Source organism: Mesorhizobium sp. M0016 (assembly GCF_040324035.1).
In the GTDB taxonomy this organism is placed as follows: domain Bacteria; phylum Pseudomonadota; class Alphaproteobacteria; order Rhizobiales; family Rhizobiaceae; genus Mesorhizobium.
In genome coordinates this window covers 136146-159894 of record NZ_JAMYVM010000013.1, presented here as the reverse complement: position 1 = coordinate 159894, position 23749 = coordinate 136146, and the positions used below count along the sequence as shown (strand labels likewise).

The following is a 23749-nucleotide window of genomic DNA, read 5'->3' as shown; positions in this document are numbered from 1 at the left end:
ATATCTCGTTGTTTTCACGGAGACATTGGTCCTTTGCCAGCTTCAAAACGGAATATTTTCACGCTCCGCCAAATGTGATTGCAACAGGCTCATTTCAGACCGTTTCTGCGCCGATATGCTCCCTGCGGGAGGAATCGAAGCGGTGTGCGCCGATGGTCGCATCCCGGCATGAACAACGCGAGCATCCTTGCTCTCCTTTGAGGCCTTTTGTCGATGACCCTGCCAGTCCCGCCCGATCGCGCCCCGCCTATCGCCGATCGCGCTCCGCGTATCGCCGATCGCGCTCCGCGTATCCCCGATCGCGACACGCGCATTGACGTGTTCCGTGCGCTCGCACTCCTGACCATCTATATCGACCACGTGCCGGGCACCGTCTTCGAAACGCTGACCTACAAGAATTTCGGATTCTCGGACGCGGCGGAAGCCTTCGTGCTGATTTCCGGCATGTCGGTCGCACTCGCATATGGCACCAAGTTCCAGCCGGGCGGCCGGCTGCTGGCGATGTTGAAGATGTGGCGCCGGGCCGGCGTGCTTTACAGCGCCCACATCGTCACCACCATGGTTGTGATGGCGTTGTTCTGCGCCGCGGCGGTGTTCGGCCGGCGGCCGGAACTGCTCAAGCTGATCAACATCGAGCCGCTGATGAAGAACACGCCGGAGGTCATGATCGGCATTGTCACGCTCGGCCACCAGCTTGGCTACAACAACATCCTGCCGGTCTATGCGGCGCTGCTGTTGATGGCGCCGCTCTTCCTGCTCTTCGTCAGCTACCGGCCGCTGCCGGCGCTGGTCTTTTCCGGCGCGCTGTGGCTCGTCGCCGGCCTCTGGCAGATCGCGCCGCCGAACTATCCCGAGCCCGGCTTCTGGTTCCTCAACCCGCTGTCCTGGCAATTCCTGTTCAACATCGGCCTTGCCGGCATGCTGCATGTCAGGCGCGGCGGCACAATTCCCGTCAATCGTTGGCTGGTGGGCGCCGCGGCGACCTATGTCGCGGCAGCGGCGGTCTGGGTGCACAGCCCGCTCTGGGGCGAGATAACGTGGTTTAACCTGCCCGTGGTGATCGGCGGCTTCGACAAGACGTTCCTGTCGCTGCCGCGGCTCCTGCACATATTGGCGGTGAGCTATCTGATCGTCGCCCTGCCGGCTTTCTCGAACCTGTTCCGTCTCAGCCCGGACCATCCGCTTGCCCTGCTCGGCAAGCGCTCCTTGCCGGTGTTCCTCGCCGGCACGCTGATCGCCATGGCGGCGCAGGTGATGAAGCTGATCAATCCGGGCGGCTTTGCCTATGACGTCTTGCTGATTTCGGCCGGCATCGCCATGCAATTCGCGCTCGCCTTCTATCTTGAGTGGCTGTCCGGCATCGGCTTGGGCAAAAAGCCGGTTCGCAAAGAAGCGCCAGCCGTTCACCAGACCTTCGGCATGCCCGCGATGCCAAGGCTAAGCCGATGATCCCACATCAGCCGCCTAGCTAGCAGGCGAGGGGCCGGACGACCCCCGCACCACAAGATCGACCGGCAGCAATTGCCGGTGCTGCGAGCCGTCATTTTCGAGGATCGCCTTGACGGCCAGCCGGCCCATCTCGGCGATCGGCTGGGCGACAGTGGTTAGTGGCGGCTCGGAGTCGGCGCCTTCCGGCACGCCGTCGAAGCCGACGATTGACACATCGCCCGGCACGGCAATGTTACGCTCGCGCAGCCAGTCGAGCGCATGCAGCGCGATCTTGTCCGACATGGCCAGGATTGCCGTCGGCGTCTGCGGCAGCGCGAAAATATGATCGAGGCCGGCCCGAACGCTCGCCTCGTCATTGAGGGTTTCGTAGATTGGCACTTGCGAGACGTCGATGCCGAAGCGGGAGAGCTCGCCGAAATAGCCACGCAGACGGTCGCGTGTGCCCGAGTAGAGGGATGTCGTCTCGACTTGCTCCTGCGTGACGGGACCAAAGCCAGCGTCGGCAGATTCCAGGGCGAGTACGGCAAAGCTGCGATGGCCGAACTCGGCCAGATGGCGCGCCGCCAGACCCGCGCCGGCGACGTTGTCGACGCCGATCGCAGCGACCGCCTCATTTTCCGAATCGAGATCAAGCGCCACGAAAGGCAGTTTGCGTTCGCGCGCCAGTTCGACCAGCCGCGACCCACCCTCGATGCAGAACACGATGAAGCCGTCGACCAGGGCGCTCTGGATGTTCCAGGCGAGCTGCTCGCTGTTGGCGGCCGAGACCAGCGAAATTCCGGCGCCGGTGGCGTCGCAGGCCTGCGAAATGCTGGCCATCATGACGCGGGCAAAGGGATCGTCGAAGAAATAGGACAATGGTTCCGCCGTTGCCACGCCGATGGCGTTGACCTTGCCGGCGCGCAGCAGCCGGCCCTTGGGATCCGGGCCGGCATAGCCCATCGCTTCCGCCGCCGCCTTGACCCGCTCACGGACCTCTTCGCGCACGATTTCCGGGCGAGCGAACACGTTGGACGCGGTACCGTGCGAGACCCCGGCCGCCTTGGCGATGTCGGCAAGCCGCACTGGTCTCGTCTTGCCGGAGGTCAATGCCGTCATTTTCGTCTCCTGAACCGGAGCCTGTTTAGCACTTTCGTTGGATCGGTTCAAATTTTCCCTTGATCGGACGGCGGAGAGGGTCTATATTTGAATCGATCCAAGGGATTCACCAAGTATAACTTGGATCGATTCAAGAGGAGGGTGCCGTGCATCCCGTGAATTATCTGTTCGAAGACATCTACGGCAATGATTGGGGCATAGTCTCCGACGCCGCCACCCGCAGGCGCCGCGACAAGGTCGGGCCGTGGAGGCGTGACCTGCAATACCTTGTGAAACGCAAGCGCAGCTGATCGGCCCCGGCATTTTCGTGCCAGCTGATTGGATCGATTCAAGTTCTTGAAGAGGAGACGAACATGCATCCCGTGAAGCATCTGTTCGAAGACATTTATCGCAATTACTGGGGTATCTCGCCTGCCACGGAGCAGCCGGAAAGGCGGCGGCCGACCAAGTCTGCCAAGCGCAACCGCGACCTGCTGCCGCAAAACCGGCAGGATTAAGCCTCGTGTGATATCTGATGGGACAGGGTTCTTGGCTCGTCAGGACCGTTGCCGCACGAGCGCCGAGGCCGCGATCACCAGCCAGCCCGCGATGAGCAAGGTGCCGCCGATCGGCGCCGACATCGGGAACAGCCGCGATCCCACGAAATCCCGTGCCAGCAGATCGCCGCAGAACAGAACAAGCCCGACGAGCAGCACCAGGCTGCCGATCCGCAAGATCCGGTTTGCGCCGGCGAGGCCGACGGCCAAAAACACCGGCGCATGCATGAGCAGGAAGGATGCGGCCGTGCCGACGAAGGCGCCGCCGAGATGCGCTGATGCCGCCGACAGCGCCACGCCCGCCGCGCCGGCAATGCCGCCGGCGAAAACGAGGATGCGCGCGCTGTTTGCTGGTGCTGACTCGGCGATGCTCATGTCTCGGGCTCCGTGATTGACGATAGGCGGCGCGACCTGTCTGTCAGGATTTTTCCGATATCGCCAGCATGTCGCGCGTGCGGCGCGCCTGGGCCAGCCAATTATACGCGGCACCGCCCGCCATCAGCAACGACGTGCCGAGAAACACCGCGCGCATGCCGAAATGGCCGCCGACGAAGCCGCCCAGCAGCGGCCCCGCAACCTGGCCGACATATTGCGCCGAGATTGCCAGGCCCAGCACATTGCCGCCGACCCCATCGGGAACATTGTGGCGGATGACGCTGGTGATGCAGGGCAACAGCCCGCCCAGCACCAGACCCATAAGGAACCGCAGCCCGACCAACTGCCAGCTCTCGGTGACGAAGGCCTGCGGTATCAACAGCAGCGCCGAGACGGCCAGCGATGCGACGATGACGTTCCAGTGGCCGATGCGGTCGGCGAGTTTGCCCAGCCGTGACGCCGACAGGATGGCGCCCAGCGCCGCCGCCGACATGACGACACCTGAGACCAGGGCCACCCGGCTTGCCTCCGCGACCAGTTGCTGGACGTAAACGGTGATGATCGGCTCGATCGACATGTTGGCGAAGGTGAACAGCATGCCGGTCGCCAGCATGGCCACGACAGGGCGTTTGTCGGGGATCTGCGCCCAACTTCCCTTTGGTTTCTCCTCGCGTTTTGCCTGTACTGGCGGGCGAGGCATCTCCTTTATCAGGAACGTCGTCGCCAGCGCCGCCAGGAAAATGACGCCGCCCGCGATGAGGAAGGTGGCGCGAATACCGATCAATGGCGGCAGCGCGCCGCCAAGCAACGGGCCGACCAGGGAGCCTGCGGTGATGCCGGCCGACAGCACGCCAAGCGCCCAGCCGGAGCGCTCCTTCGGCGTCTGCATGGCGACAAGGATCGTCGAGCCTGAGGAATAACCGCCGGCAAAGCCGATCAACAGGCGCAAAAGCACCAATTGCCAGACGGTCTGCACCATGCCGGTCAGCGACATGCAGATCGCCATGCCGAAACTGGCACGCACCAGCATCACCTTGCGGCCATAACGGTCACCCAGCCGTCCCCACAGTGGCGCGACAAGGGCGGCGGCAAGGAAGGTGGCGCCGAAAGCGATGCCGGACCATTGCACGATCGCCGCGTGGCCCACGGCGCCCAGCTGTTCGACATAGAGCGGCAGGAACGGCAGCAGCAACGTCATCGCCACAAGCGTGCTGAACGATCCGGCAAAGCACACGAACAGGTTGCGCCGCCAATGAATGTTGTAGGTGGAAGGCGCTTCGGCGGCCCGCGCTGCACTGTCCTGCGGCATGTCCTGTCCTGTCCGCTTGCTGCGGATACCATTTTGGGATACCAATTTGGCACCCTCATGGACGCAAAGCCCGGCTGCTGTCAATCAGGCGCCCTCAATGTGATCGGCAAGACCAATGGGCAAGGCCGATCGCCAGCAATGGAAGCAACTATGTCGCAGATGCAGATCGTCGAAAAAGCGCTTCGCGAGATGATCCTTGGCCTCGAGGTCGGTCCTGGCGAGCGGCTGACGGAGCGCTGGATCGAGAGCCGCTTCGGCGCCTCGCGCACGCCGGTCAGGGCAGCCCTGCTGCGGCTGGAGACGGAAGGGCTGATCTGCCGCGACGGGCGCGGTTGGACCGTGTCGCCGATCAACCTTGCCGAACTGGAACAGATCGCGGTGTACCGCGAAGCCGTCGAGGTCGCGGCGGTCAGGCTGACTTCGGCGCTGGCCGACAGGAGCGCAGCCGATGTCATCAAGGCGATGCTGGACTCCTGCGACACTGCCACGCCGCGCGAGGAATGGCACCGCGTCGGCATGGATTTCCATATCGAACTGGCGCGGCTCTCCGGCAACGAGTTCCTGTTCCGGGCCGTGCGCGATGCCATGACGCGCCTGTCGCGGGCGCGCTGGCTGGAGGTGCGCGACGAGGCAGCGCTCGGCCGCGCCTGGAGCGAGCATCACGCCATTCTGGCAGCGGTGCGGGCCGGCGATGCCGATGCGGCGGCGGCGCGACTTTCCGCCCATATCGCCGGCAGCCGCGCCCGCCTGGTGACGTCGTTGCACAATGACCGGCGCGGCCTGCGCGCCAGGGGTTTTGCCGTCGTCGCCGCTTGATACCGGTCACGAAAACGAAAGAACGCCGTCGCGATCCGCTTTCGGCCTCGCTTCGCGGACGCCGATGGCGTAAGAGGCGGCCATGGAAAACAACCGATTTGAAACACCCGTGACCGTTAAGTCGGGCACGGAGGGAAGCACTCAGCTCTTACGTACGGTGCGCGAGGCTTCCGATTACCTGCTCAACAGCTGGCCCGGCAAGCGCAGCCCCAAGCACCGCGAAGCGCTGCAGGCCTGCCATGACGCGCTGGCCGGCGACAAGCCGGCGATGATTGCAAGACGCGCCTTCATCGCCGCCGCGCGCGAGGTCAACGTCTTCGTCAGCGACAAGGCCCCGGCCTGATCACATCGGCCTGATCAGACCGGCATTTTGCCAGGATCCGGCCCGTTTCGCGGGCCGGTGATCCTGTCTTGCCTATTTTTCTGTCTCGGTGTCGGTTTTGGAACTTGCCTCGTTCTCAGGCTCGGCGCGCTCCTTGGCCGCGACCTTGGCGGCGAGCTTCTCCGCCTTCTTGGCGGCCTTCTGCCGGTCGCGCTCTTTGCGTTCCTGACCGTAATTCGGTGGTCGAGCCATATCGTTTCCTTTCGCTGTGCCTGATCCTGCCTAGAAGCATTGGCCGGCAAACACAACAGCGCCGCGAGGGCAGATGCCAGCGGTTGTGGACTTGCGTGATGGCGAACACAATGGTTTAGAAAAGGCTGCGGGACAGTTGCTGGAGCCGCCGCCGACCGATTTCGAATCAAAACGACCGATGGCCACGCTTCAAAGAAACGCACAGAAGCTGATCTACTATGCGCGCAACGCCATGCGCGACATCGCGCCGCCGGTTCTTTTCCGGCGCCGGCTCGGCCGGCTGCTCGATCAGGCCAGGCTTTCCGACGCATCGGTCCGCCAGCGGCTCAATTACTACAACACGCTGCGGGAGCCTTTTAGCCCCAGCCCCGAGGCCGTGCCGGTCAGCCGGCTGCCGTCGGACCGCAGCATGTACTATTACGATCTGAAGGAGTTCACCCGTTATTTCGACCCAGATCTGCGCATCGACCTGGAATTCGGCGACGTCATCGAAGTGCCGAAGATGCCGTCGATCGTCAAGGACCGGCCGATAGCGGGCGACAACGGCAACGGCGTCCTGTTCAAGCTGAACAAGTTCCGTCATTTCTACATGCCGGCCGACGATGTCGCCTTCGCCGACAAGCATCCGCTCGTCGTTTGGCGCGGCGAACTCAACAATCCGATCCGCACCTTGTTGCTGGATGCAGCCCGCAATCTGCCGTTCTGCGATGTCGGCACGCCGAGGGCGACAGCACCTGCGGAATACCGCAAGCCCTATCTCAGCATCGATCAGCAGCGCCGCTACCGCTATATCATCTCGCTCGAAGGCAATGATGTCGCGACCAATCTGAAATGGATCATGAGCTCGAACTCGCTCTGCCTGATGCCGCCGCCGACCTATGAGACCTGGTTCGCGGAAGGGCAGCTCGAGCCCGATGTCCATTATGTGCCGCTGGCGCCCGACTTCAGCGATCTGGCCGAGCGCGTGCACCATCTCGAGAAACATCCGGCCGAGGCCCAGCGCATCGTTGCGGCGGCCAACGCCTATTGCCGCAAATTCGCCGACGAGCGGGCCGAGCAGGCGATCTGCCTGCTCGTGCTCTACAAATATTTCGTGCTCAGCGGCCAGATCGAGCCCGATCCGCAGGTCTGGCGGTTTATCGCGGGCTAGCGGCCTCCGGCGCCCTTAAGTCAGATGACGCTGCGGTCCATAACCAGATCGGCCGGGCCGAAGCGGTCCTTCGCCGTAAACTGCTGGTGCCAGTAGGGATAGAGCACCGGCGGCCGGCTGACGGCATCGAGACGCTGGCGTTCATCAAAGGACAGCGTCAGGCTCGCCGCGGCGAGATTGTCTTTCAACTGGGCTTCGTTGCGCGCCCCGATCACCAGCGAGCTGACGGCCGGCCGGCCAAGCAGCCAGGCCAGCGCCACCTGGGCCGCCGAAACGCCGCGTGCCGCACCGATGTCGACCAGCACATCGACGATCCGCCACAGCCGGTCCTCGTCGCGGATCGGCGGTTCCGACCAGCCGCCGATCTGGCGCGCCGTCGGGCTGTCGCGGCGGTATTTTCCCGACAGCAGGCCGCCGGCGAGCGGGCTCCACACCAGCACGCCAAGGCCCTGGTCGACCGAGATCGGCAAGAGCTCATACTCGGCCTCGCGTGCTTCCAGCGTGTAGTGGATCTGCTGGGTGACGAAGCGCGGCTGGTGCTGGCTGTCGCTGATGCCCAGCGCCTTCATGACCTGCCAGCCGGAATAGTTGGAGCAGCCGACATAGCGGATCTTGCCCTGGGCAACCAGCGTGTCGAGCGCGGCGATGGTTTCCTCGAGCGGCGTCGCGCCGTCCCATTCGTGAAGGAAATAGATGTCGATGACATCGGTCCTGAGGCGCTTCAGGCTCTTCTCGCATTCGCGGATCAGATGATGGCGCGACAGGCCTTCGTCATTGGGGCCCTTGCCGATCCGCATGCGCGCTTTGGAGGCGATCAGCACGTCGTTCTTGCGCTTGCCGCCGAGCGCCTCGCCGATGATCTCTTCCGACAGACCGTTGGAATAGACATTGGCGGTGTCGATGAGATTGATGCCGGCATCGATGCAAGTGTCGATGATGCGCGAGGCCTCCGCGAGATCGGAATTGCCGACGGCAGCGAACGGCCCGCTGCCGCCGAAGGTCATGGTTCCCAAGGTCAGCGCCGAAACTTTCAAGCCGGAACGGCCAAGCGTGCGGTATTCCATCTCAGATCCTCGTAGTTTTTGTGGGGAGGCGGTTTTATCAGGAAGGGGCGGGGAAGCCCGAACCGGTCCGCCATTTGTAGGACAATTTGAGCGGCTTGTCGCCATGCCAGGGCGCTGGATCGGCAATGCTCGCTGCTTTGCAGTGATGACCGGCTGGCCGGCGGCTTGCAATAAAACCGTCATTCCCGGCCTATATCAAGTCGGCTCAGGGTTTCATGTCAGCCGGCAAGCGGAGCAGTGGAAATGACCGAGTTAAAGCAGAATTCTCCGGCCAGGGATTGGCTGGAAGCCGAACTCGCCGACACGCTCGACGAGGACTATGAGCTTGAAATGTCGGAGCCGGCGCTGTCGCTGGAGATCGCCAAGATCTACAAGAACGCGCATCCGCCGTCGATCGACCGCATGCAGTATTTCCGCGACCTGATCGGCTTGCAGTCGGAACTGATCAAGCTGCAGTCCTGGGTTGCCTACCACAAGAAGAAGCTAGTGGTGGTTTTCGAGGGCCGTGATTCCGCCGGCAAGGGCGGCGTCATCAAGCGCATCACCCAGCGCCTCAACCCGCGCATCTGCCGCGTCGTGGCGCTGCCGGCGCCGACCGAGCGCGAAAAATCGCAATGGTATTTCCAGCGCTACGTGCCGCATCTGCCGGCCGGCGGCGAGATCGTGCTGTTCGACCGCTCCTGGTACAACCGCTCCGGCGTCGAGCGGGTGATGGGCTTTGCCGAACCCGATCAGGTCGAAGAGTTCTTCCGCGACGTGCCGGAGTTCGAGCGCATGCTGGTCCGCTCCGGCGTCACGCTGGTCAAATACTGGTTCTCGATCACCGACGAGGAACAGCAGATGCGCTTCATGATGCGCATCCACGATCCGATGAAGCAGTGGAAGCTGTCGCCGATGGACCTGCAGTCGCGCGCGCTGGGAGCAGTACACCAAGGCCAAGGAAGAGACGTTTGCCCGCACCAACATCCCAGAGGCACCGTGGTACATCGTCGAAGGCAACGACAAGAAGCGGGCGCGGCTGAACTGCATCGACCATCTCCTCAAACAGCTGCCCTATGAGGACGTGCCGCACGAAGAAATCACGCTGCCCGAGCGGGTGTTCAACCCGGAGTACGAGCGCCAGGTCCTGCCGCGCGAGCTTTACGTGCCGGAGAAGTATTGAGCACTTTTCCTTCTCCCCGTTTCACGGGAGAAGGTGCCCGAAGGGCGGATGAGGGGCAGCGCCGGCATCGGCGAATTCACAGTCGTCGGACGCTGCTAACCTCCAAAAGCAGCGCTGCCCCTCATTGCCTGCCGGGCATTTCTCCCCGTAGAACGGGGAGAAAGAAGCCTGCGCCTATCACTTCGCCACTACACCCGCTTGATCGTCACATGCGTGGCGAGCGCTGTCGCCACCTGCTCGGTGCACTGGTAACCCAGCTTCAGCATATCCAGCCCGGCAAACAGGCTCTCGCCCCTCCCGAGCAACACCGGCGACACAGCCAGATGCAACTCGTCGATGAGCTTCTCCTTGAGATATTGCCGGATAGTGGAAACGCCGCCGCCGACGCGGACATCCTTGCCGCCGGCCGCAGCCTTTGCTTGTTCGAGCGCGGCGTGGATGCCGCCGGCAACGAAGCGGAAAATGGTGCCGCCTTCCATCACAATGGGGTCGCGCTTGTGATGGGTCAGCACGAAGGTCGGCACGTGATAGGGCGGGTTGTTGCCCCACCAGCCCTTCCAGTTCTCATCCGGCCATGCGCCGCGGATCGGGCCGAACATGTTGCGGCCGAGGATCCAGGCGCCGACATTGTCGAAGCTGCGGACGGTGAACCGGTCGTCCACGTCGGTGCTGCCGCCATCCTTGCCGACCATCTCGTGGAAGGTGCGGGTGCCGGTCATCCATTTGTGCAGATCTTCGCCACCAACGCCGAGCGGATTTTGCAGGTCCTGGTCAGGACCGGCGCCGAAACCGTCGAGCGACAAGGTGAAGGCATTGACGCGCAGTTTGGACATGGAAGACTCCCTTTGGTGACCAGTTGTGATTTGCAATCAGTATTCAAACTGATTGCATTTTGCAACTAGTATTTTTAGAGGCAAGCCGATCTGTGGAATGCGCAGGGACCTCAAGCCGCCACGCGCTTCGGCATCACCGCAAACGGGCTGAGCCCAAGCCAGATCTGCATCTTGCCGGCGACGTCGAGATCGCCGGTCAGGCTGATCTTGTCGCGTTCCTTGTGAACTGTCGTCAGCCCCATCCAGATCGAGGTCATGGTGCACAGATCGGTCGAGACGTAGAGATCGACGTCGAAGCCCGGATCGTACCAGCAAAGATCGACCTCGCCCTGCTTTTCGACGATCAGCCACCACGATCGTTTTGACGCCGGCAGGTCATGGTACAGGAATTGTATCACGGTGCGCCCGTCCGGCAGCGGACTGGGGTTCAGATTGCGCCGCATGTCCCACATCAGCAGCGACGGATCGAGGTTTTTGAGCGACAGCCTGGCCTCGACCCATTTCTGGCCCCAAAACCCCATCGCCTCGACAACCGGGCGCAAATCCCGGCCCGCCTCGGTCAGCCGGTATTCGAACACGCCCTTCTCGGTCGCGATCTCGGTCCGCTCGACGATGCCGCCGGCCTCGAGGTCCTTGAGCCGTTGCGACAGAAGGGTTGGCGACATTTTCGGCACGCCGCGGCGCAAATCGTTGAAGCGGGTCGATCCCGCCACCAGTTCGCGCAGCAGCACCATGGTCCAGCGTGTGCAGAGCAGCTCGGCGGCCATGGAGAGCGGGCAGAATTGCTTGTAACCGGCTTGTGTCATGTGGTGAGCTCCAAAAGATGTTGCCGGACCTTATTCAGAAAACCTGAGTTCAGCCAGTACAGAAGCTGTACTGGCACCCCCGGTACAGTTCTGTGACTGGAGCGGTCCGGCGCTGCCATGCGAGGCAGCGGTACGTCGCCGGGCAGTCCGGTGCCGATCCATGAGGAGTTTTGAAATGACCGCTTACGTGATCGCAGACATCAAGGTGAAGGACGACAAATGGGTGCCGGCCTATGCCGCTTCGGTGCACGACCTCGTGCACAAGCATGGCGGCAAATACCTCGCCCGCAGCGGCAACGTGAAGACGCTCGAGGGCAAGCCGCTCGACACCAGCCTGATCGCCATCATGGCGTTTCCGTCGGCAAAGGCAGCCGAGGCCTTCACCAACGATCCGCAATACGCCCCGTTTGTGGCGGAGCGCCGGAAGGGCAGCGACAGCCGCTTCCAGCTGATCGACGATACCGATCTCGCCGGAACGATTCCTTATTTGCCAAAGGCGTGAGGAAAAGCCGGAACCCGGAGCATCCAGGTTCCGGCTAACCCTTCAGCATCTGCGCCACTTCCGGCGCGAAGTAAGTCAGGATGCCGTCGCAGCCGGCGCGCTTGAAGGCGAGCAGCGATTCCAGCATCGCTTTCTCGCCGTCGATCCAGCCATTGGCGGCCGCCGCCTTGATCATCGAATATTCGCCCGAAACCTGGTAGGCGAAGGTCGGCATCTGGAACTCGTCCTTCAGCCGGCGGATGATGTCGAGATAGGGCATGCCGGGCTTGACCATCAGCATGTCGGCGCCCTCGGCGATATCCTGCTCGGCCTCGCGCACCGCTTCGTCGGAATTGGCGTGGTCGAGATAGTAGGTCTTCTTGTCGCCCTTGAGCAGGCCGGCGGTGCCGACCGCCTCGCGGTAGGGGCCGTAGAAGGCGGAGGCGAATTTCGTCGCATAGGACATGATCGCCACATCCGAAAAACCGTTGGCGTCGAGTGCGTCGCGGATGGCGCCGATGCGGCCGTCCATCATGTCGGACGGCGCGATGATGTCGGCGCCGGCCGCTGCCTGGATGACGGCCGCGGCGGTCACCTGTTCCACTGTCTCATCATTGACGATGATGCCGTCGCGCAAGATGCCGTCATGGCCGTGCGAGGTGAACGGATCGAGCGCGGCATCGGTGATGATGCCGATCTCGGGCACTGCGTCCTTGATGGCGCGGGTGGCGCGGTTGATTATGTTTTCCGGGTCGAGGATGTGCGATCCCGTCTGGTCGCGCAGGCTGAGTTCAACATTGGGGAAGGTGGCGATCGCCGGAATGCCGAGCTTAGCGGCCCGCTCGGCCTCCTTGACGGCGAGGTCCAGCGACAGGCGGAAGACGCCGGGCATGGCGGCGATCGGCTCGCGCGTGTTCTTGCCGTCGATCACGAAGATCGGCCAGATCAGATCGTTCACCGTAAGCCGGTTTTCCTGCACCAGGCGGCGCGACCAGTCGGCCTTGCGCATGCGCCGCAAGCGGCGGCTGCCGGTGATCTCGTCGACGCTGCGCGCACCGGCGGGCTTTGCCGGTGCGAATTTGTTGCTCGTCGCGGGGGTGAATTTGTTCATCGCAAAAACTCCGGGTCGGGGCGGCTTTTACCACGAGGCCTTGCCGCTGACCAATGCGACACGATTGTGCCAGTCGATAACGCGCTGCTTACGGCTTCGGCGGCCACGCCAGTTCTGGGCCGGTTTTGAAGAACGACACATTGTTGGTGAAGGTGCTCTCCGGGGCGAGCCGGATCAGGCGCCCGTCCGGATGGCCGATGTCGGCGACATTGTCGATGAACCAGCGGTTCCAGGTCGCCTCCGGGCCGAGATATTTGTGCAGCAGCCGTTTGAAGCGGTTCGGCGCCATCGCTTCTATGGTGGCGACGCCGCGCAGGCCGAGATGCAGCAGGATGCCGGCCTCATTGTCGAAATGGACGATCTCCACGGCGCAGCGCGGGTCACGTTCGAGGTGTTTGACAGCACTTGCGCCGGTCGAGCCGAGTAGCCAGATCGCAGCGTCCTCCCAGATGAACCACATCGGCGCGTTGCGCGGCGCGCCGTCAGCGGTCACGGTCGCCAGATTGGCCATCAGCGGGCGGCTGAGAACATCATCCGGGTCGAACTTTTTCGGCATCTCCCAGCCATGGCTCGGCGCTGCGGTTTCAAGCGTCATGCGTTTGTCCCTGCATCAGAAGAAAGGCTGTTTTGCCCGGCAATTTTGCGCGCATTTCTGTCGGGGGCAAAGCACGGTCGCGTTGCCTTGCGAAAATCCAAACCGCGCCCGCCGGTTGACGCACCCATGCGCCACCTTTAGCACTTCAGTCCCGCAGGCGCGGGGAGGGATTCTCTGACGATGGACTTTGGCGGCGGCGACGAGATCCGCTTCGAACGGTTGGGCAAGGCAGGCGTCGTCACGCTGACGCGGCCGCAGGCGCTCAATGCGCTGACACATCGCATGATCAAGGCGCTGGACAAGGCGCTCGACGCTTTTGAACGCGATACCGGCGTCGATGTCGTCGTCGTCAAGGCCGAGGGCAGAGCGTTTTGCGCCGGCGGCGACATCATGCACGTCTACGAGGCCCGCGCCGGGAAGCCGCCGGTCGAGTTCTTCGCCGACGAATACCGGCTCAACGCCCGCATCAACAGTTACAAAAAGCCCTATGTCGCGCTGATCGACGGGATCGTGATGGGCGGGGGCGTCGGCATCTCTTTCCACGGCTCGCAGCGCGTGCTGACCGAGAACGCCCAGTTCGCCATGCCCGAAGTCGGCATCGGTTTCTTCCCCGACGTGGGCGGCAGCCATCTGCTGCCCGACCTTGGCGGCAGCTTCGGCATGTATCTGGCGCTGACCGGCAACCGCATTCGCTATGGCGATGCGCTGTGGTCGGGCCTGGCCACCCACACCATCAAGGCCGCCGACCAGGCTGCCTTTCTCGACCGGCTCTGCGCCAATGGCGATCCGGAATCGGTGCTGCGCGGCTTCTTCGTGCCGGCCCGGCGCGAAACCGCCCAGCCGGTGCTGGAAGCCATCGCCCGGCATTTTTCCCAACCGTCGCTCGCCGAAATCCTCGAGAGCCTGGAGCGGGCGGCAGGCGCCGACGAGTTTGCCGCCAAGACGCTGGCCAACATCCGCACCCGCTCGCCGACCAGCCTCAATGTCGCGTGGCGCCAGATCAGCGCCGGGCTGACGCTGTCGATGGAAGCCTGCATGAAGATGGAGTTCCGCATCCTCAACCGCATGCTGGCCGGGCACGACTTCTATGAAGGCATCCGCGCCGTCCTCGTCGACAAGGGTTCGACGCCGCAGTGGCGGCCGGCAAGCCTGGCCGAGGTCGACGCTGCTTCGGTGGACGCCTATTTCGCGCCGCTCGAACGGGAGCTCGAACTGTGAGCGAGGTCACGTCGCGGCGCATCGTGCTGCAGCCCTCGGGCGTCGAGATCATCTTCGCCTGGTTCCAGCGCGTCATAGCGGGCTATTGCCTGCTGTTCGGCATCCTGTACTGGATCCGGCTGATCGGTTTTTATCCCGGCCCGCTGTGGCGCTTCGACCTGATGCCGGTGCACTGGCAGGTCGTGGCGGTGATGCTGGCCGTGTTCTTCCCCTTCGCCGCCGCCGGCCTGTGGATGCTGGCGTCGTGGGGCCCGGTGATCTGGTTCATCTGTGCTGTCACCGAGACCATCATGTATGCCGGCTTCCCCGATCTCTACGGCCACCGGCCGCTGATCGTCTTCTCGCATGCCGCGGTCGCGCTGCTCTACATCGCCTTCCGCGTCGTTATCTGGATGCGCAAGCGCCCCGCGCGCGCCTGAAACGCCGCCCCGCAGCCATTGGTTAAATCTTTAGGTTAATTATCCTTGCTCGGGTGACCGTTCGTTAAGCGTCTTGCGAAACCTATTACCGGTAAGCTCTTGTTAGCCCTAGCGTTTAAGTCGAATTTTATGAGTATTCGATAGTGTCGCAATCAAGGTGAAAAACAAAAAATCACCAGGGCGACAAACGAGAGGCAAAGACAATGATCAATTCGCGTCCGGCGGCGAAGACCGCCAACGTATCCGACGATCGCCGCGAGGCTATCCGTTCGCTTTACATGGAATCGCTGCAGCTGGTGGAGCGTCTGCATCGCCGTCTGCTTGACGTGATCAAGGACGAGTTCGACCGCAACGGCCGTTCCGACATCAATGCCATCCAGGCGCTGCTTCTGTTCAATATCGGCAATTCCGAACTGACCGCCGGCGAGCTGCGCTCGCGTGGCTACTATCTCGGCTCGAACGTCTCCTACAATCTGAAGAAGCTGGTCGATCTCGGCTTCATCAACCACCAGCGCTCGCGCATCGACCGCCGTTCGGTCCGCGTTTCGCTGACGCCGAAGGGCAATGAAGTGGCGGAAGTCGTCGCCGGTCTCTATGAGCGCCATGTCGGCTCGATCGAACAGGTCGGCGGCATCAACAGCGAAGAGTTCAAGCAGATGAACCGCGCGCTGCAGCGCCTCGACCGCTTCTGGAACGACACCATCGCCTACCGGATGTAATCAGCGGGCCATTGAATAGCAGCTGCGCCGGAAGAAGCGCGGCCGGAGGAAAGTCTCAGCCAACAGGCCGGTGCCGAAAAGCACCGGCCTTTTCTTTTCGAGCCGCCGGCGCTTCCAAATTCGGCGTAAGCCACGTTGCCGCCATATTCGCGGTGGAAGCGGGGATGCGGGTGATGCGGCGGCGAAAGCTGTTCGCGCGCCTGTAATGTCGCATCGCGGTCCGCTTTTCACGGCTCAGTGATGCAGGTCATGGTTGGCTAATTGTTAACAGTGCCAACTTTAGAGTGCGGGCGATATCGCCCAAGATCGAGCACGTAGCCGAACGCTGCAACAGCCAAACGCTAGAAGCCAAACACGACAAGAATGTCTGGAACGTCCATGAGAACCAGCCGCCGCCTTTTCCTTTCCGGAGCTTCCGCGCTCGCCGTTGCCATGGTTGCCAATGCCGCCAGCGCGCAGGATGTGATCGACGATATCCTGAAATCGTCGGGCCGCGGCAATTGGGACGACCAGTTCGATGCCCGCGCCTCGGAAGGCGGCAAGGTCGCCTCGACGCTGCCGATCTTCAGCCTGCAGACGGTCGCCTTCACCGAACAGGCGGTGGCGCAGTATCAGAACATCGTCGCCCAGGGCGGCTGGGGCGAGGTGCCGGCGACCAAGAAGCTGCAGCTTGGCGTCGACGATCCGGACGTGGTGCCGCTGCGCAAGCGGCTGATGATTTCGGGCGACCTGGCGCAGAGCGCCGGCATTTCGACGTCGTTCGATTCCTACGTCGACGCCGCGGTCAAGCGCTTCCAGGCGCGCCATGGCCTGCCGGCCGACGGCGCCATGGGCAAATACACTTATGCGGCGATGAACGTTTCGGCGCAGATCCGCCTCGGTCAGCTGCAGACCAACCTGGAGCGCCTGCGCGAAAAGGCCGGCACGCTGGGCAGCCGTTATGTGCTGGTCGATATCCCGGCGGCACAGATCGAGGCGGTCGAGAACGATCGCGTCGTGCTGCGCCACACCGCAATCGTCGGCAAGATCGACCGCCAGACCCCGGTGGTCAATTCCAAGATCAACGAGATCATCGTCAATCCTTACTGGAACGCGCCGGTCTCGATCGTGCGCAAGGACATCATTCCGCTGATGCGGAAGAACCCCGACTATCTCAAGGACAGCCACATCCGGCTGTTTGCGCCTGATGGCAGCGAAGTCGATCCGATGACTGTCGACTGGTCGACGGATGATGCCGCAAAATACCGCTTCCGCCAGGATCCGGGTTCCGGCAACGCCATGGCCTCGGTGAAGATCAACTTCCCCAGCCCCGACGGCGTCTACATGCACGATACGCCGCAGCAAAGCCTGTTCGGCAAGATGATGCGCTTCGATTCCTCGGGCTGCGTGCGTGTCCAGAACGTGCGCGACCTCGTCACATGGGTCCTGCGCGACACACCCGGCTGGGACCGCCAGCATTTCGAGGCGACCATCAAGACCGGCGAGAACACGCCGGTGCAGGTCGTCAACCCGGTTCCGGTCCACTTCCTCTATGTGTCGGCCTGGTCGACGGGTCCGGGCGTCGTGCAGTTCCGCGACGACGTCTACGCGCTCGATGGCGCCAGCGAACTGCAGATCACCTCTTCGCTCTAAGCGGCTGATCTCCTTCAGGAAAGGCCACCGCAAGGTGGCCTTTTCCGTTCGACATCCCAACAGAAGAAGACTGGTGGCCGCCAGCCATGCAGGCCATGAACACTGCCGGACGTTGCGCCGCAGGCCCATCTGGACGGACTAACGGCAATTGCGCATGGTCCTCAAAACAGCCGGAATCGCGCCATGCAGGTCGCAATCTTCATCCTCGCCGTGCTGGTCTTCGTCGCTCTTTCCGGCGCACTGGTGCGGTTGGTTCGGGTGCCGCTGCCGGTGCTGCAGATTGCCATCGGCGCCGCGCTCGCCTGGCCGGTGAAAGGCATCCATGTCGAGATCGACCCCGAACTCTTCCTGCTGGTGTTCATCCCGCCGCTTTTGTTCGGCGATGCCTATGGAGCGCCCAAACGCGAGCTGATCGCGCTGCGCGGACCGATCCTCGATCTGGCCATCGGGCTGGTCTTCTTTACCATTGTCGGCTTCGGTTATGCCTTGCACTGGTTGGTGCCGAGCATCCCGCTTGTCGTCGCCTTCGCGCTCGCTGCCGTGCTGTCCCCGACCGACGCCGTGGCGGTGTCCTCGATCGTCGACAGAAGCCTGGTGCCGGCGCGGCTGATGCATATTCTGGAAGGCGAGGCGCTGCTCAACGACGCCTCGGGCCTGGTCATGTTCCGCTTCGCCGTCGCCGCCGCCGTGACCGGCAGCTTTTCCTTCGCCGATGCATCGCTGAGCTTCTTTTATGCCGTCGCCATCGGCATCCTGGCCGGCATCGCCGCGTTGTTCATCGCCGCCAGGCTCCTGCAGCTTCTGAATCGCATCGGCGGCGTTCCGGCCGAGGCGCAGGTTCTGGTCATGGTCCTGCTGCCCTTCATTGCCTATCTCGTCGCCGAACATCTGCATGCCTCAGGCATTCTGGCGGCGGTCACCGCCGGGCTTTTGACCGGCGGCTCCGGCGTCTTCCGCTTCCTCGGCGTCTCGGCGCGCATGCAGACGATCTCGCTGTGGACAACCTTGTCCTTCGTCTACAATGGCGCGCTGTTCATCGTGCTCGGCATGCAGCTTCCCGAAATCATTCGCCGCGTGCCGCCCGAACTGACTGGCCATTACCCGATCATCCAGCCGGTCGCGACGGTGATTGCGCTGACGCTGTGCCTGATCGCGCTGCGCTTCCTCTGGATCTGGGTCGGCGACATCGCGGCAGGCCTCAAGGCAAAATGGGGAAAGCGCAAGGCCGAGCCGTTCGGGATGCGTGTGCGGCTTGCCGGCTCGGTGGCGGGCGTGCGCGGCGCGATCACGCTGGCCGGCATCCTGTCGCTCCCGCTCGCCATGCCGGACGGCTCGCCTTTTCCCGCGCGCGACCTGGTGATCTTCCTCGCCGCCGGCGTCATCATCTGTTCGCTCGCCATCGCCAGCGTGGCGCTGCCGAAGATAGCGCGCGGGCTGGTCGAGCCGGGCGAGGATGGCAGCGCCATCGAGGAGCGTCTCGCCCGCATCGGCGCCGCCAAGGCGGCCATCGCCCGCGTCGAAAGCATGGCGGGCGCCAGCGACGACGACCAGGGCGAGGTGCCCGGCGCCAGGCTTGCCGCCGCCGAAAACATCGTCGCCGGCTACCGGCGCCGGATCGCCACTTCGGACGAGGCCGACGACGCCCGGGCAGAGGCCCGCGAAGCCGGGCGGCTGGAGCTCGAAATGCGGCTTGCCGGCATCGAGGCCGAGCGCATCGCCGTGCGCGACCTGTTAAGCAGCGGCGCGATCAACGACCATACGGCGCGGGCGCTGTTTACCGAGATCACGCTCACCGAAGCCTTGCTGCAGGGGCGGCAGGAGCGAAAATAGCGGTTCAGGGCCGCTCTGGCGCAATCCGGCCAGCAAATTTCGCGCTGCAAACGTGGCGAGGCGAAAACAACTGTGTTAATGGCGCGGCAATGCATGTCGCCCGGAACCGTGCAGCGGTTTCGGGGCAGCGATATGCATAGATAGATGCCCCGAACCGAAGGATTTCAGGCCATGGCAACTGCAGCGGCAGCGTCGAACAAGTTCGAATCCTTCTTCGAAACCACGCTGGAAGATGCCGATCCGGAGATCTTCGGCTCGATCCGCAACGAGCTTGGCCGCCAGCGTCACGAGATCGAGCTGATCGCCTCGGAAAACATCGTTTCGCGCGCCGTGCTCGAGGCGCAGGGCTCGATCATGACCAACAAATACGCCGAGGGTTATCCGGGCAAGCGCTATTATGGCGGCTGCCAGTTCGTCGACGTCGCCGAGGAACTCGCTATCGAGCGCGCCAAAAAGCTGTTCGGCTGCAACTTCGCCAATGTCCAGCCGAATTCCGGCAGCCAGATGAACCAGGCGGTCTTCCTGGCGCTGCTGCAGCCGGGCGATACCTTCATGGGCCTCGACCTGAACTCCGGCGGCCACCTGACGCACGGCTCGCCCGTCAATATGAGCGGCAAATGGTTCAAGGTCGTTTCCTATGGCGTGCGCAAGGACGACCATCTGCTCGACATGGACGCGATCGAAAAGACCGCGCATGAGACCAAGCCGAAGCTGATCCTGGCCGGCGGCACCGCCTATTCGCGCATCTGGGACTGGAAGCGCTTTCGCGAGATCGCCGATGCGGTCGGCGCCTATCTGATGGTCGACATGGCCCATATCGCCGGCCTGGTTGCCGGCGGCGTGCATCCGTCACCGCTGCCGCACGCCCATGTCGTGACCACGACCACGCACAAATCGTTGCGAGGCCCGCGCGGCGGCATGATCCTGTGCAATGACGAGGACATCGCCAAGAAGATGAACTCAGCGGTTTTCCCCGGCCTGCAGGGCGGCCCGCTGATGCATGTCATCGCCGCCAAGGCCGTCGCCTTCGGCGAGGCGCTGAAGCCGAGCTTCAAGCTCTATGCCGAGAGTGTCGCCGCCAACGCGAAGGCGCTGGCGTCGAGCCTCAAGGAAACCGGCCTCGACATCGTCTCCGGCGGCACCGACAACCATCTGATGCTGGTCGATCTCAGGCCCAAGAACGCCACCGGCAAGCGCGCCGAGGCAGCGCTCGGCCGCGCCAACATCACCTGCAACAAGAACGGCATCCCGTTCGATCCGGAAAAGCCTTTCGTCACCTCTGGCGTGCGTCTGGGCACGCCGGCCGGCACCACGCGCGGCTTCGGCCAGGCCGAGTTCCGCGAGATCGGCAAGCTGATCGCCGAAGTGCTGGACGGGCTGAAGGTCGCCAATTCCGACGAAGGCAATGCGGCTGTGGAAGCAGCCGTGAAGGCCAAGGTCGTGGCGCTGACCGATCGTTTCCCGCTCTATCCCTATCTCGGTTGACCGCCAGCGGCGCTTCGTCTTTTATCCCGCGCTCTGCGCCGCTTGCTGTCCGGGCGGCGCGGCCTGTGGAGATCTGACGATGCGCATGTTCCATCCTGCCGTTCTGGCCTTCCTCGGCTTGCTTGCCGCTTTCACCGCGTCAGGCGCGATCGCCCAGGAGCAGACGCAGCCGGGCACGGATATCCCGGCCACCAACACCTTTGGCAGGTGGACCACGATCATCGATGCGCTCGACACCGGCCAGGATTCGCACAAGACCTGTGCGGCCTCGACAGCCTTTGTCGACGGCAACGGCAATGCCGGCACGCTGACGCTTTCGATCTCGACTGGCGACGCCCTGCCGCCCGATGCCTATCCGGCGATCATGTTCACCATCGCCAACAAGGAGCTGCCGACCGGCAAGAAGATCGCCGCGACCTTTGGCGACCCCGGCGTCAAGGTTTCCGCGACCGTCTATTCCAATGATGCCGGCCGCCCGAGCTGGACCGTCGACAACCAGGCCAAGACCAGTCTCGCTTTGTTGCGGGCCATGCGCCAGGTCATCTCGCTCGATGTGACGTTCGGCAAGCAGGCTGTCGCCAGCATCCCGATGGATGGCTTCACCAAGGCCTACCGCAACCTCGGAACGTCCTGCGGCTTCCCGACCAAGGACGTCGCCCCCTGACATATCTGGCGCGGCTGGCAATTTTCCTCCCGCCTCGCTATCTCTGAGGGCGCGAGCGGCCGTTGCCGAACCTTTGCCGTCCCGGCAAAAACCTCTAAGCCTATCGTTCCGCCAGAATCGCCAACCCGAAGGCTCTCCATGCGCTGTCCCTATTGCCAGTCCGAAGATACGCAGGTGAAGGATTCGCGCCCCGCCGAGGATGGCGCCGCGATCCGCCGGCGGCGCGTTTGCCCCGATTGCGGTGGCCGTTTCACCACCTTCGAGCGCGTCCAGTTGCGGGACCTCGTGGTGGTCAAGAAGTCCGGCAGAAAGGTGCCGTTCGACCGCGACAAGCTCTTGCGTTCGGTGGAGATCGCGGTACGCAAGCGCAATGTCGATCCCGAGCGCATCGACCGCGCCGTCACCGGCATCGTGCGCCAGCTCGAAAGCTCCGGCGAGACGGAAATCGCCTCGGGCGAGGTCGGCCGGCTCGTGATGGAAGCGCTGAAGTCGCTCGACGACGTCGCCTATGTCCGCTTCGCCTCTGTCTATCGCAATTTCCGCGAGGCCAAGGATTTCCACGATGTGCTGGGTGAGCTCAAAGGTGACGAACTCAAAGGCGACGAGCTGAAGAGCGAAGAGGACGCCGGCTGAGCATGGCAAGCCAAACGTCAGGGAAGGCCGATCAGCAGGCCCTCGATCGCCGCTTCATGGCCGCGGCGCTACGGCTGTCGCGGAAAAATGCCGGCCGCACCTCCACCAACCCTTCCGTCGGCACCATAATCGTTCGCGACGATGGCGCCGGCCCGATGATCGTCGGCACCGGCGTCACCGCTGTTGGCGGCCGGCCGCATGCCGAGACCGAAGCGCTGGCTGAAGCCGGCGAGTTGGCGCGCGGTGCCACCGCCTATGTCACGCTGGAGCCCTGCGCCCACCATGGCCGCACGCCGCCTTGCGCCAACGCGCTGGTCAATGCCGGAGTGGCGCGGGTGGTAGGCGCTGCCAGCGATCCCGATCCGCGCGTCTCCGGCAAAGGCTACGCCATCCTGCGCGCCGCCGGCATCGAAGTGGTCGAAAAGGTGCTGGTCGAGGAAGCCGCCGAGCAGATGGCCGGCTATTTGATTCGATCCCTGAAAAAGCGCCCGGAAGTGACTCTGAAGCTTGCGCTTTCCAGCGACGGCAAGATCGGCAGGCATGGCGCCGGCCAGGTTGCGATCACCGGCGATGTCGCCCGCCGCGAAGTCTATCTGATGCGCGCCGAAGCCGATGGCATACTGGTCGGCATCGGCACGGCGCTGGAGGATGATCCCGCGCTCACCGTGCGGCTGCCGGGGCTGGAGAACCGCTCGCCGGCGCGCATCGTGCTCGACCGCCAGATCAGGCTGCCCGAAGCCTCGAAGCTGGTCTCCGGCATCGACCGCGTGCCGCTCTATATCGCCGCGAGCCTGGAGGCCGACCCGCTGCGGCGGTCGGTGCTGGAGCGTGCCGGTGTGCGCTTCATCGGCACCGAAACCCATGAAGGCGGCATTGCCTTGCCGGAACTGCTCGAGGATCTCGGCGCGCTCGGCATGGCCAGCGTTCTGGTCGAAGGCGGCGCCAAGGTGGCCAGCGCCTTCCTCGCCGAGGGATTGGTCGACCGCATCGTGCTGTTCCAGGGACCGGAAGCGATCGGCGAGGGCGGCATTGCATCGCCCATCGACGCCAACCATATCCCGGCAGGCTTCCGCAAATTGCGCGAGATGCGCTTCGGGGAAGACAGCTATGCCGAATGGGTGAGAGATATCTGAAATGTTCACTGGAATTGTCACCGATATCGGCACTGTCGCGGCCATCAAGCCGCTGAGCGAAGGCGTCGGCCTGCGCATCGACACTGCCTATGATCCCGCGACCATCGCTATTGGCGCCTCGATTTCCTGCGGCGGCGTCTGCCTGACGGTGACGGCGCTGCCAGATGGCGGCTCGAATGCCCGCTGGTTCGAGGTCGAAGCCTGGGAAGAGGCACTGAGGCTGACCACGGCGTCGGGCTGGAAATCAGGCACCAAGGTCAATCTCGAGCGGGCACTGAAGATCGGCGACGAACTCGGCGGCCACATCGTGTCGGGCCATGTCGATGGCATGGCCGAAATCGTCGAGCGCAAGGACGAGGGCGATGCCGTGCGCTTCACGCTGGAGGCGCCGCGCGAACTGGCGAAATTCATCGCGCCCAAGGGTTCCGTCGCACTCGACGGCACCTCGCTCACCGTCAACAAGGTCGAAGGCGCCCGTTTCGACGTGCTGTTGATCCACCATTCGCTGACCGTGACGACCTGGGGCGAGCGCAAGGTGGGCGACAAGGTCAACCTCGAGATCGACACCATGGCCCGCTACGCCGCGCGACTGGTCGAGGCAGTGAAAGAGGGGCTTTGAGCCCCCCTGGGAAATTAGACCGGGCCTGAGCGTCGGAC

26 protein-coding genes and 1 pseudogene are annotated in these 23749 nt (G+C 63.5%); 18 read left to right on the top strand and 9 right to left on the bottom strand.

All coding sequences use genetic code 11. From position 1 onward, the window contains the following. Positions 1-213: 213 nt before the first annotated feature. Positions 214-1449 (top strand): OpgC family protein, encoded by a 1236-nt coding sequence (locus tag NKJ88_RS19930; RefSeq protein WP_023682413.1) that lies wholly within the window; start codon positions 214-216, stop codon positions 1447-1449. A 15-nt stretch (positions 1450-1464) separates the two neighbouring features. On the opposite strand, the gene NKJ88_RS19925 is transcribed toward NKJ88_RS19930, so the two are convergent. Next, positions 1465-2547: a LacI family DNA-binding transcriptional regulator gene (locus NKJ88_RS19925; protein WP_023682412.1), complete on the bottom strand. Its 1083-nt coding sequence runs from the start codon at positions 2545-2547 to the stop codon at positions 1465-1467. Between the two features lie 146 nt (positions 2548-2693). On the opposite strand from NKJ88_RS19925, the gene NKJ88_RS19920 reads away from it, so the two are divergent. Continuing rightward, positions 2694-2837, top strand: a complete 144-nt coding sequence (locus NKJ88_RS19920) for a hypothetical protein (RefSeq protein ID WP_023673015.1) — start codon at positions 2694-2696, stop codon at positions 2835-2837. Between the two features lie 63 nt (positions 2838-2900). Further along, complete coding sequence (locus tag NKJ88_RS19915) at positions 2901-3044, top strand: hypothetical protein (RefSeq protein WP_023673014.1); 144 nt, start codon at positions 2901-2903, stop codon at positions 3042-3044. A 39-nt stretch (positions 3045-3083) separates the two neighbouring features. Here NKJ88_RS19915 and NKJ88_RS19910 read toward each other — a convergent pair whose 3' ends face one another. Continuing rightward, positions 3084-3458 carry a DUF423 domain-containing protein gene (locus NKJ88_RS19910; protein WP_023673013.1) on the bottom strand — a complete coding sequence of 125 codons (375 nt, stop codon included), beginning with the start codon at positions 3456-3458 and terminating at the stop codon, positions 3084-3086. 43 nt (positions 3459-3501) lie between these two features. After that, a complete protein-coding gene (locus NKJ88_RS19905; RefSeq protein ID WP_352445136.1) occupies positions 3502-4767 on the bottom strand; it encodes a multidrug efflux MFS transporter in 1266 nt (421 codons plus the stop codon). Between the two features lie 150 nt (positions 4768-4917). Here NKJ88_RS19905 and NKJ88_RS19900 point away from each other — a divergent pair, with 150 nt between their 5' ends. Beyond that, positions 4918-5583, top strand: a complete 666-nt coding sequence (locus NKJ88_RS19900; protein ID WP_023693245.1) for a GntR family transcriptional regulator — start codon at positions 4918-4920, stop codon at positions 5581-5583. Between the two features lie 82 nt (positions 5584-5665). After that, positions 5666-5926, top strand: a complete 261-nt coding sequence (locus tag NKJ88_RS19895) for a DUF982 domain-containing protein (RefSeq protein WP_023682408.1) — start codon at positions 5666-5668, stop codon at positions 5924-5926. A gap of 72 nt (positions 5927-5998) precedes the next feature. Here the strand turns inward: NKJ88_RS19895 and NKJ88_RS19890 are convergent, their stop codons facing one another. Further along, positions 5999-6157, bottom strand: a complete 159-nt coding sequence (locus NKJ88_RS19890) for a hypothetical protein (protein WP_023673009.1) — start codon at positions 6155-6157, stop codon at positions 5999-6001. Between the two features lie 178 nt (positions 6158-6335). Here NKJ88_RS19890 and NKJ88_RS19885 point away from each other — a divergent pair, with 178 nt between their 5' ends. Then, positions 6336-7307: a glycosyl transferase family 90 gene (locus NKJ88_RS19885; RefSeq protein ID WP_023697459.1), complete on the top strand. Its 972-nt coding sequence runs from the start codon at positions 6336-6338 to the stop codon at positions 7305-7307. 20 nt (positions 7308-7327) lie between these two features. Here NKJ88_RS19885 and NKJ88_RS19880 read toward each other — a convergent pair whose 3' ends face one another. Then, entirely contained in the window at positions 7328-8371 is a 1044-nt protein-coding gene (locus tag NKJ88_RS19880; RefSeq protein WP_023730846.1) for an aldo/keto reductase, read from the bottom strand. A gap of 243 nt (positions 8372-8614) precedes the next feature. On the opposite strand from NKJ88_RS19880, the pseudogene ppk2 reads away from it, so the two are divergent. Next, positions 8615-9533, top strand: a pseudogene (ppk2, locus tag NKJ88_RS19875) (polyphosphate kinase 2). 188 nt (positions 9534-9721) lie between these two features. Here ppk2 and NKJ88_RS19870 read toward each other — a convergent pair. Beyond that, positions 9722-10366, bottom strand: coding sequence for a dihydrofolate reductase family protein (locus NKJ88_RS19870; RefSeq protein ID WP_352445133.1), 645 nt, complete (start codon positions 10364-10366; stop codon positions 9722-9724). Between the two features lie 110 nt (positions 10367-10476). After that, positions 10477-11172 carry a winged helix-turn-helix transcriptional regulator gene (locus NKJ88_RS19865; RefSeq protein ID WP_023682403.1) on the bottom strand — a complete coding sequence of 232 codons (696 nt, stop codon included), beginning with the start codon at positions 11170-11172 and terminating at the stop codon, positions 10477-10479. Positions 11173-11347: 175 nt separating this feature from the next. Here NKJ88_RS19865 and NKJ88_RS19860 point away from each other — a divergent pair, with 175 nt between their 5' ends. Continuing rightward, positions 11348-11674: a DUF1330 domain-containing protein gene (locus tag NKJ88_RS19860; protein WP_023673003.1), complete on the top strand. Its 327-nt coding sequence runs from the start codon at positions 11348-11350 to the stop codon at positions 11672-11674. 34 nt (positions 11675-11708) lie between these two features. Here the strand turns inward: NKJ88_RS19860 and hemB are convergent, their stop codons facing one another. Next, positions 11709-12764, bottom strand: a complete 1056-nt coding sequence (hemB, locus tag NKJ88_RS19855; RefSeq protein ID WP_023743621.1) for a porphobilinogen synthase — start codon at positions 12762-12764, stop codon at positions 11709-11711. An 88-nt stretch (positions 12765-12852) separates the two neighbouring features. Then, positions 12853-13359 carry a pyridoxamine 5'-phosphate oxidase family protein gene (locus NKJ88_RS19850; protein ID WP_023750458.1) on the bottom strand — a complete coding sequence of 169 codons (507 nt, stop codon included), beginning with the start codon at positions 13357-13359 and terminating at the stop codon, positions 12853-12855. A gap of 180 nt (positions 13360-13539) precedes the next feature. Between NKJ88_RS19850 and NKJ88_RS19845 the strand changes: the two genes are divergently transcribed. From NKJ88_RS19845 to NKJ88_RS19800, 10 genes are all read left to right on the top strand, one after another. After that, a complete protein-coding gene (locus NKJ88_RS19845; RefSeq protein WP_023730849.1) occupies positions 13540-14577 on the top strand; it encodes an enoyl-CoA hydratase/isomerase family protein in 1038 nt (345 codons plus the stop codon). Next, positions 14574-14996, top strand: a complete 423-nt coding sequence (locus tag NKJ88_RS19840; protein ID WP_023682398.1) for a DUF6163 family protein — start codon at positions 14574-14576, stop codon at positions 14994-14996. The genes NKJ88_RS19845 and NKJ88_RS19840 overlap by 4 nt, the downstream gene beginning before the upstream one ends. Positions 14997-15199: 203 nt before the next feature. Further along, a complete protein-coding gene (gene ldtR / locus NKJ88_RS19835; RefSeq protein ID WP_023672997.1) occupies positions 15200-15715 on the top strand; it encodes a transcriptional regulator LdtR in 516 nt (171 codons plus the stop codon). Positions 15716-16093: 378 nt separating this feature from the next. After that, positions 16094-17347: a L,D-transpeptidase family protein gene (locus tag NKJ88_RS19830; protein WP_352445130.1), complete on the top strand. Its 1254-nt coding sequence runs from the start codon at positions 16094-16096 to the stop codon at positions 17345-17347. A 183-nt stretch (positions 17348-17530) separates the two neighbouring features. After that, positions 17531-19177 carry a Na+/H+ antiporter gene (locus NKJ88_RS19825; protein ID WP_023823269.1) on the top strand — a complete coding sequence of 549 codons (1647 nt, stop codon included), beginning with the start codon at positions 17531-17533 and terminating at the stop codon, positions 19175-19177. 171 nt (positions 19178-19348) lie between these two features. Beyond that, entirely contained in the window at positions 19349-20662 is a 1314-nt protein-coding gene (gene glyA / locus NKJ88_RS19820) for a serine hydroxymethyltransferase (RefSeq protein ID WP_023669349.1), read from the top strand. Positions 20663-20741: 79 nt separating this feature from the next. Further along, positions 20742-21326: an invasion associated locus B family protein gene (locus NKJ88_RS19815; protein ID WP_023821122.1), complete on the top strand. Its 585-nt coding sequence runs from the start codon at positions 20742-20744 to the stop codon at positions 21324-21326. Between the two features lie 138 nt (positions 21327-21464). Next, positions 21465-21959 carry a transcriptional regulator NrdR gene (nrdR, locus tag NKJ88_RS19810; protein ID WP_023669351.1) on the top strand — a complete coding sequence of 165 codons (495 nt, stop codon included), beginning with the start codon at positions 21465-21467 and terminating at the stop codon, positions 21957-21959. Between the two features lie 2 nt (positions 21960-21961). Then, on the top strand, positions 21962-23092 hold the full coding sequence (gene ribD, locus NKJ88_RS19805) for a bifunctional diaminohydroxyphosphoribosylaminopyrimidine deaminase/5-amino-6-(5-phosphoribosylamino)uracil reductase RibD (RefSeq protein ID WP_352445127.1): 1131 nt from the start codon (positions 21962-21964) through the stop codon (positions 23090-23092). Between the two features lies 1 nt (position 23093). After that, positions 23094-23711 (top strand): riboflavin synthase, encoded by a 618-nt coding sequence (locus NKJ88_RS19800; protein WP_023669353.1) that lies wholly within the window; start codon positions 23094-23096, stop codon positions 23709-23711. Positions 23712-23749: the final 38 nt, after the last annotated feature.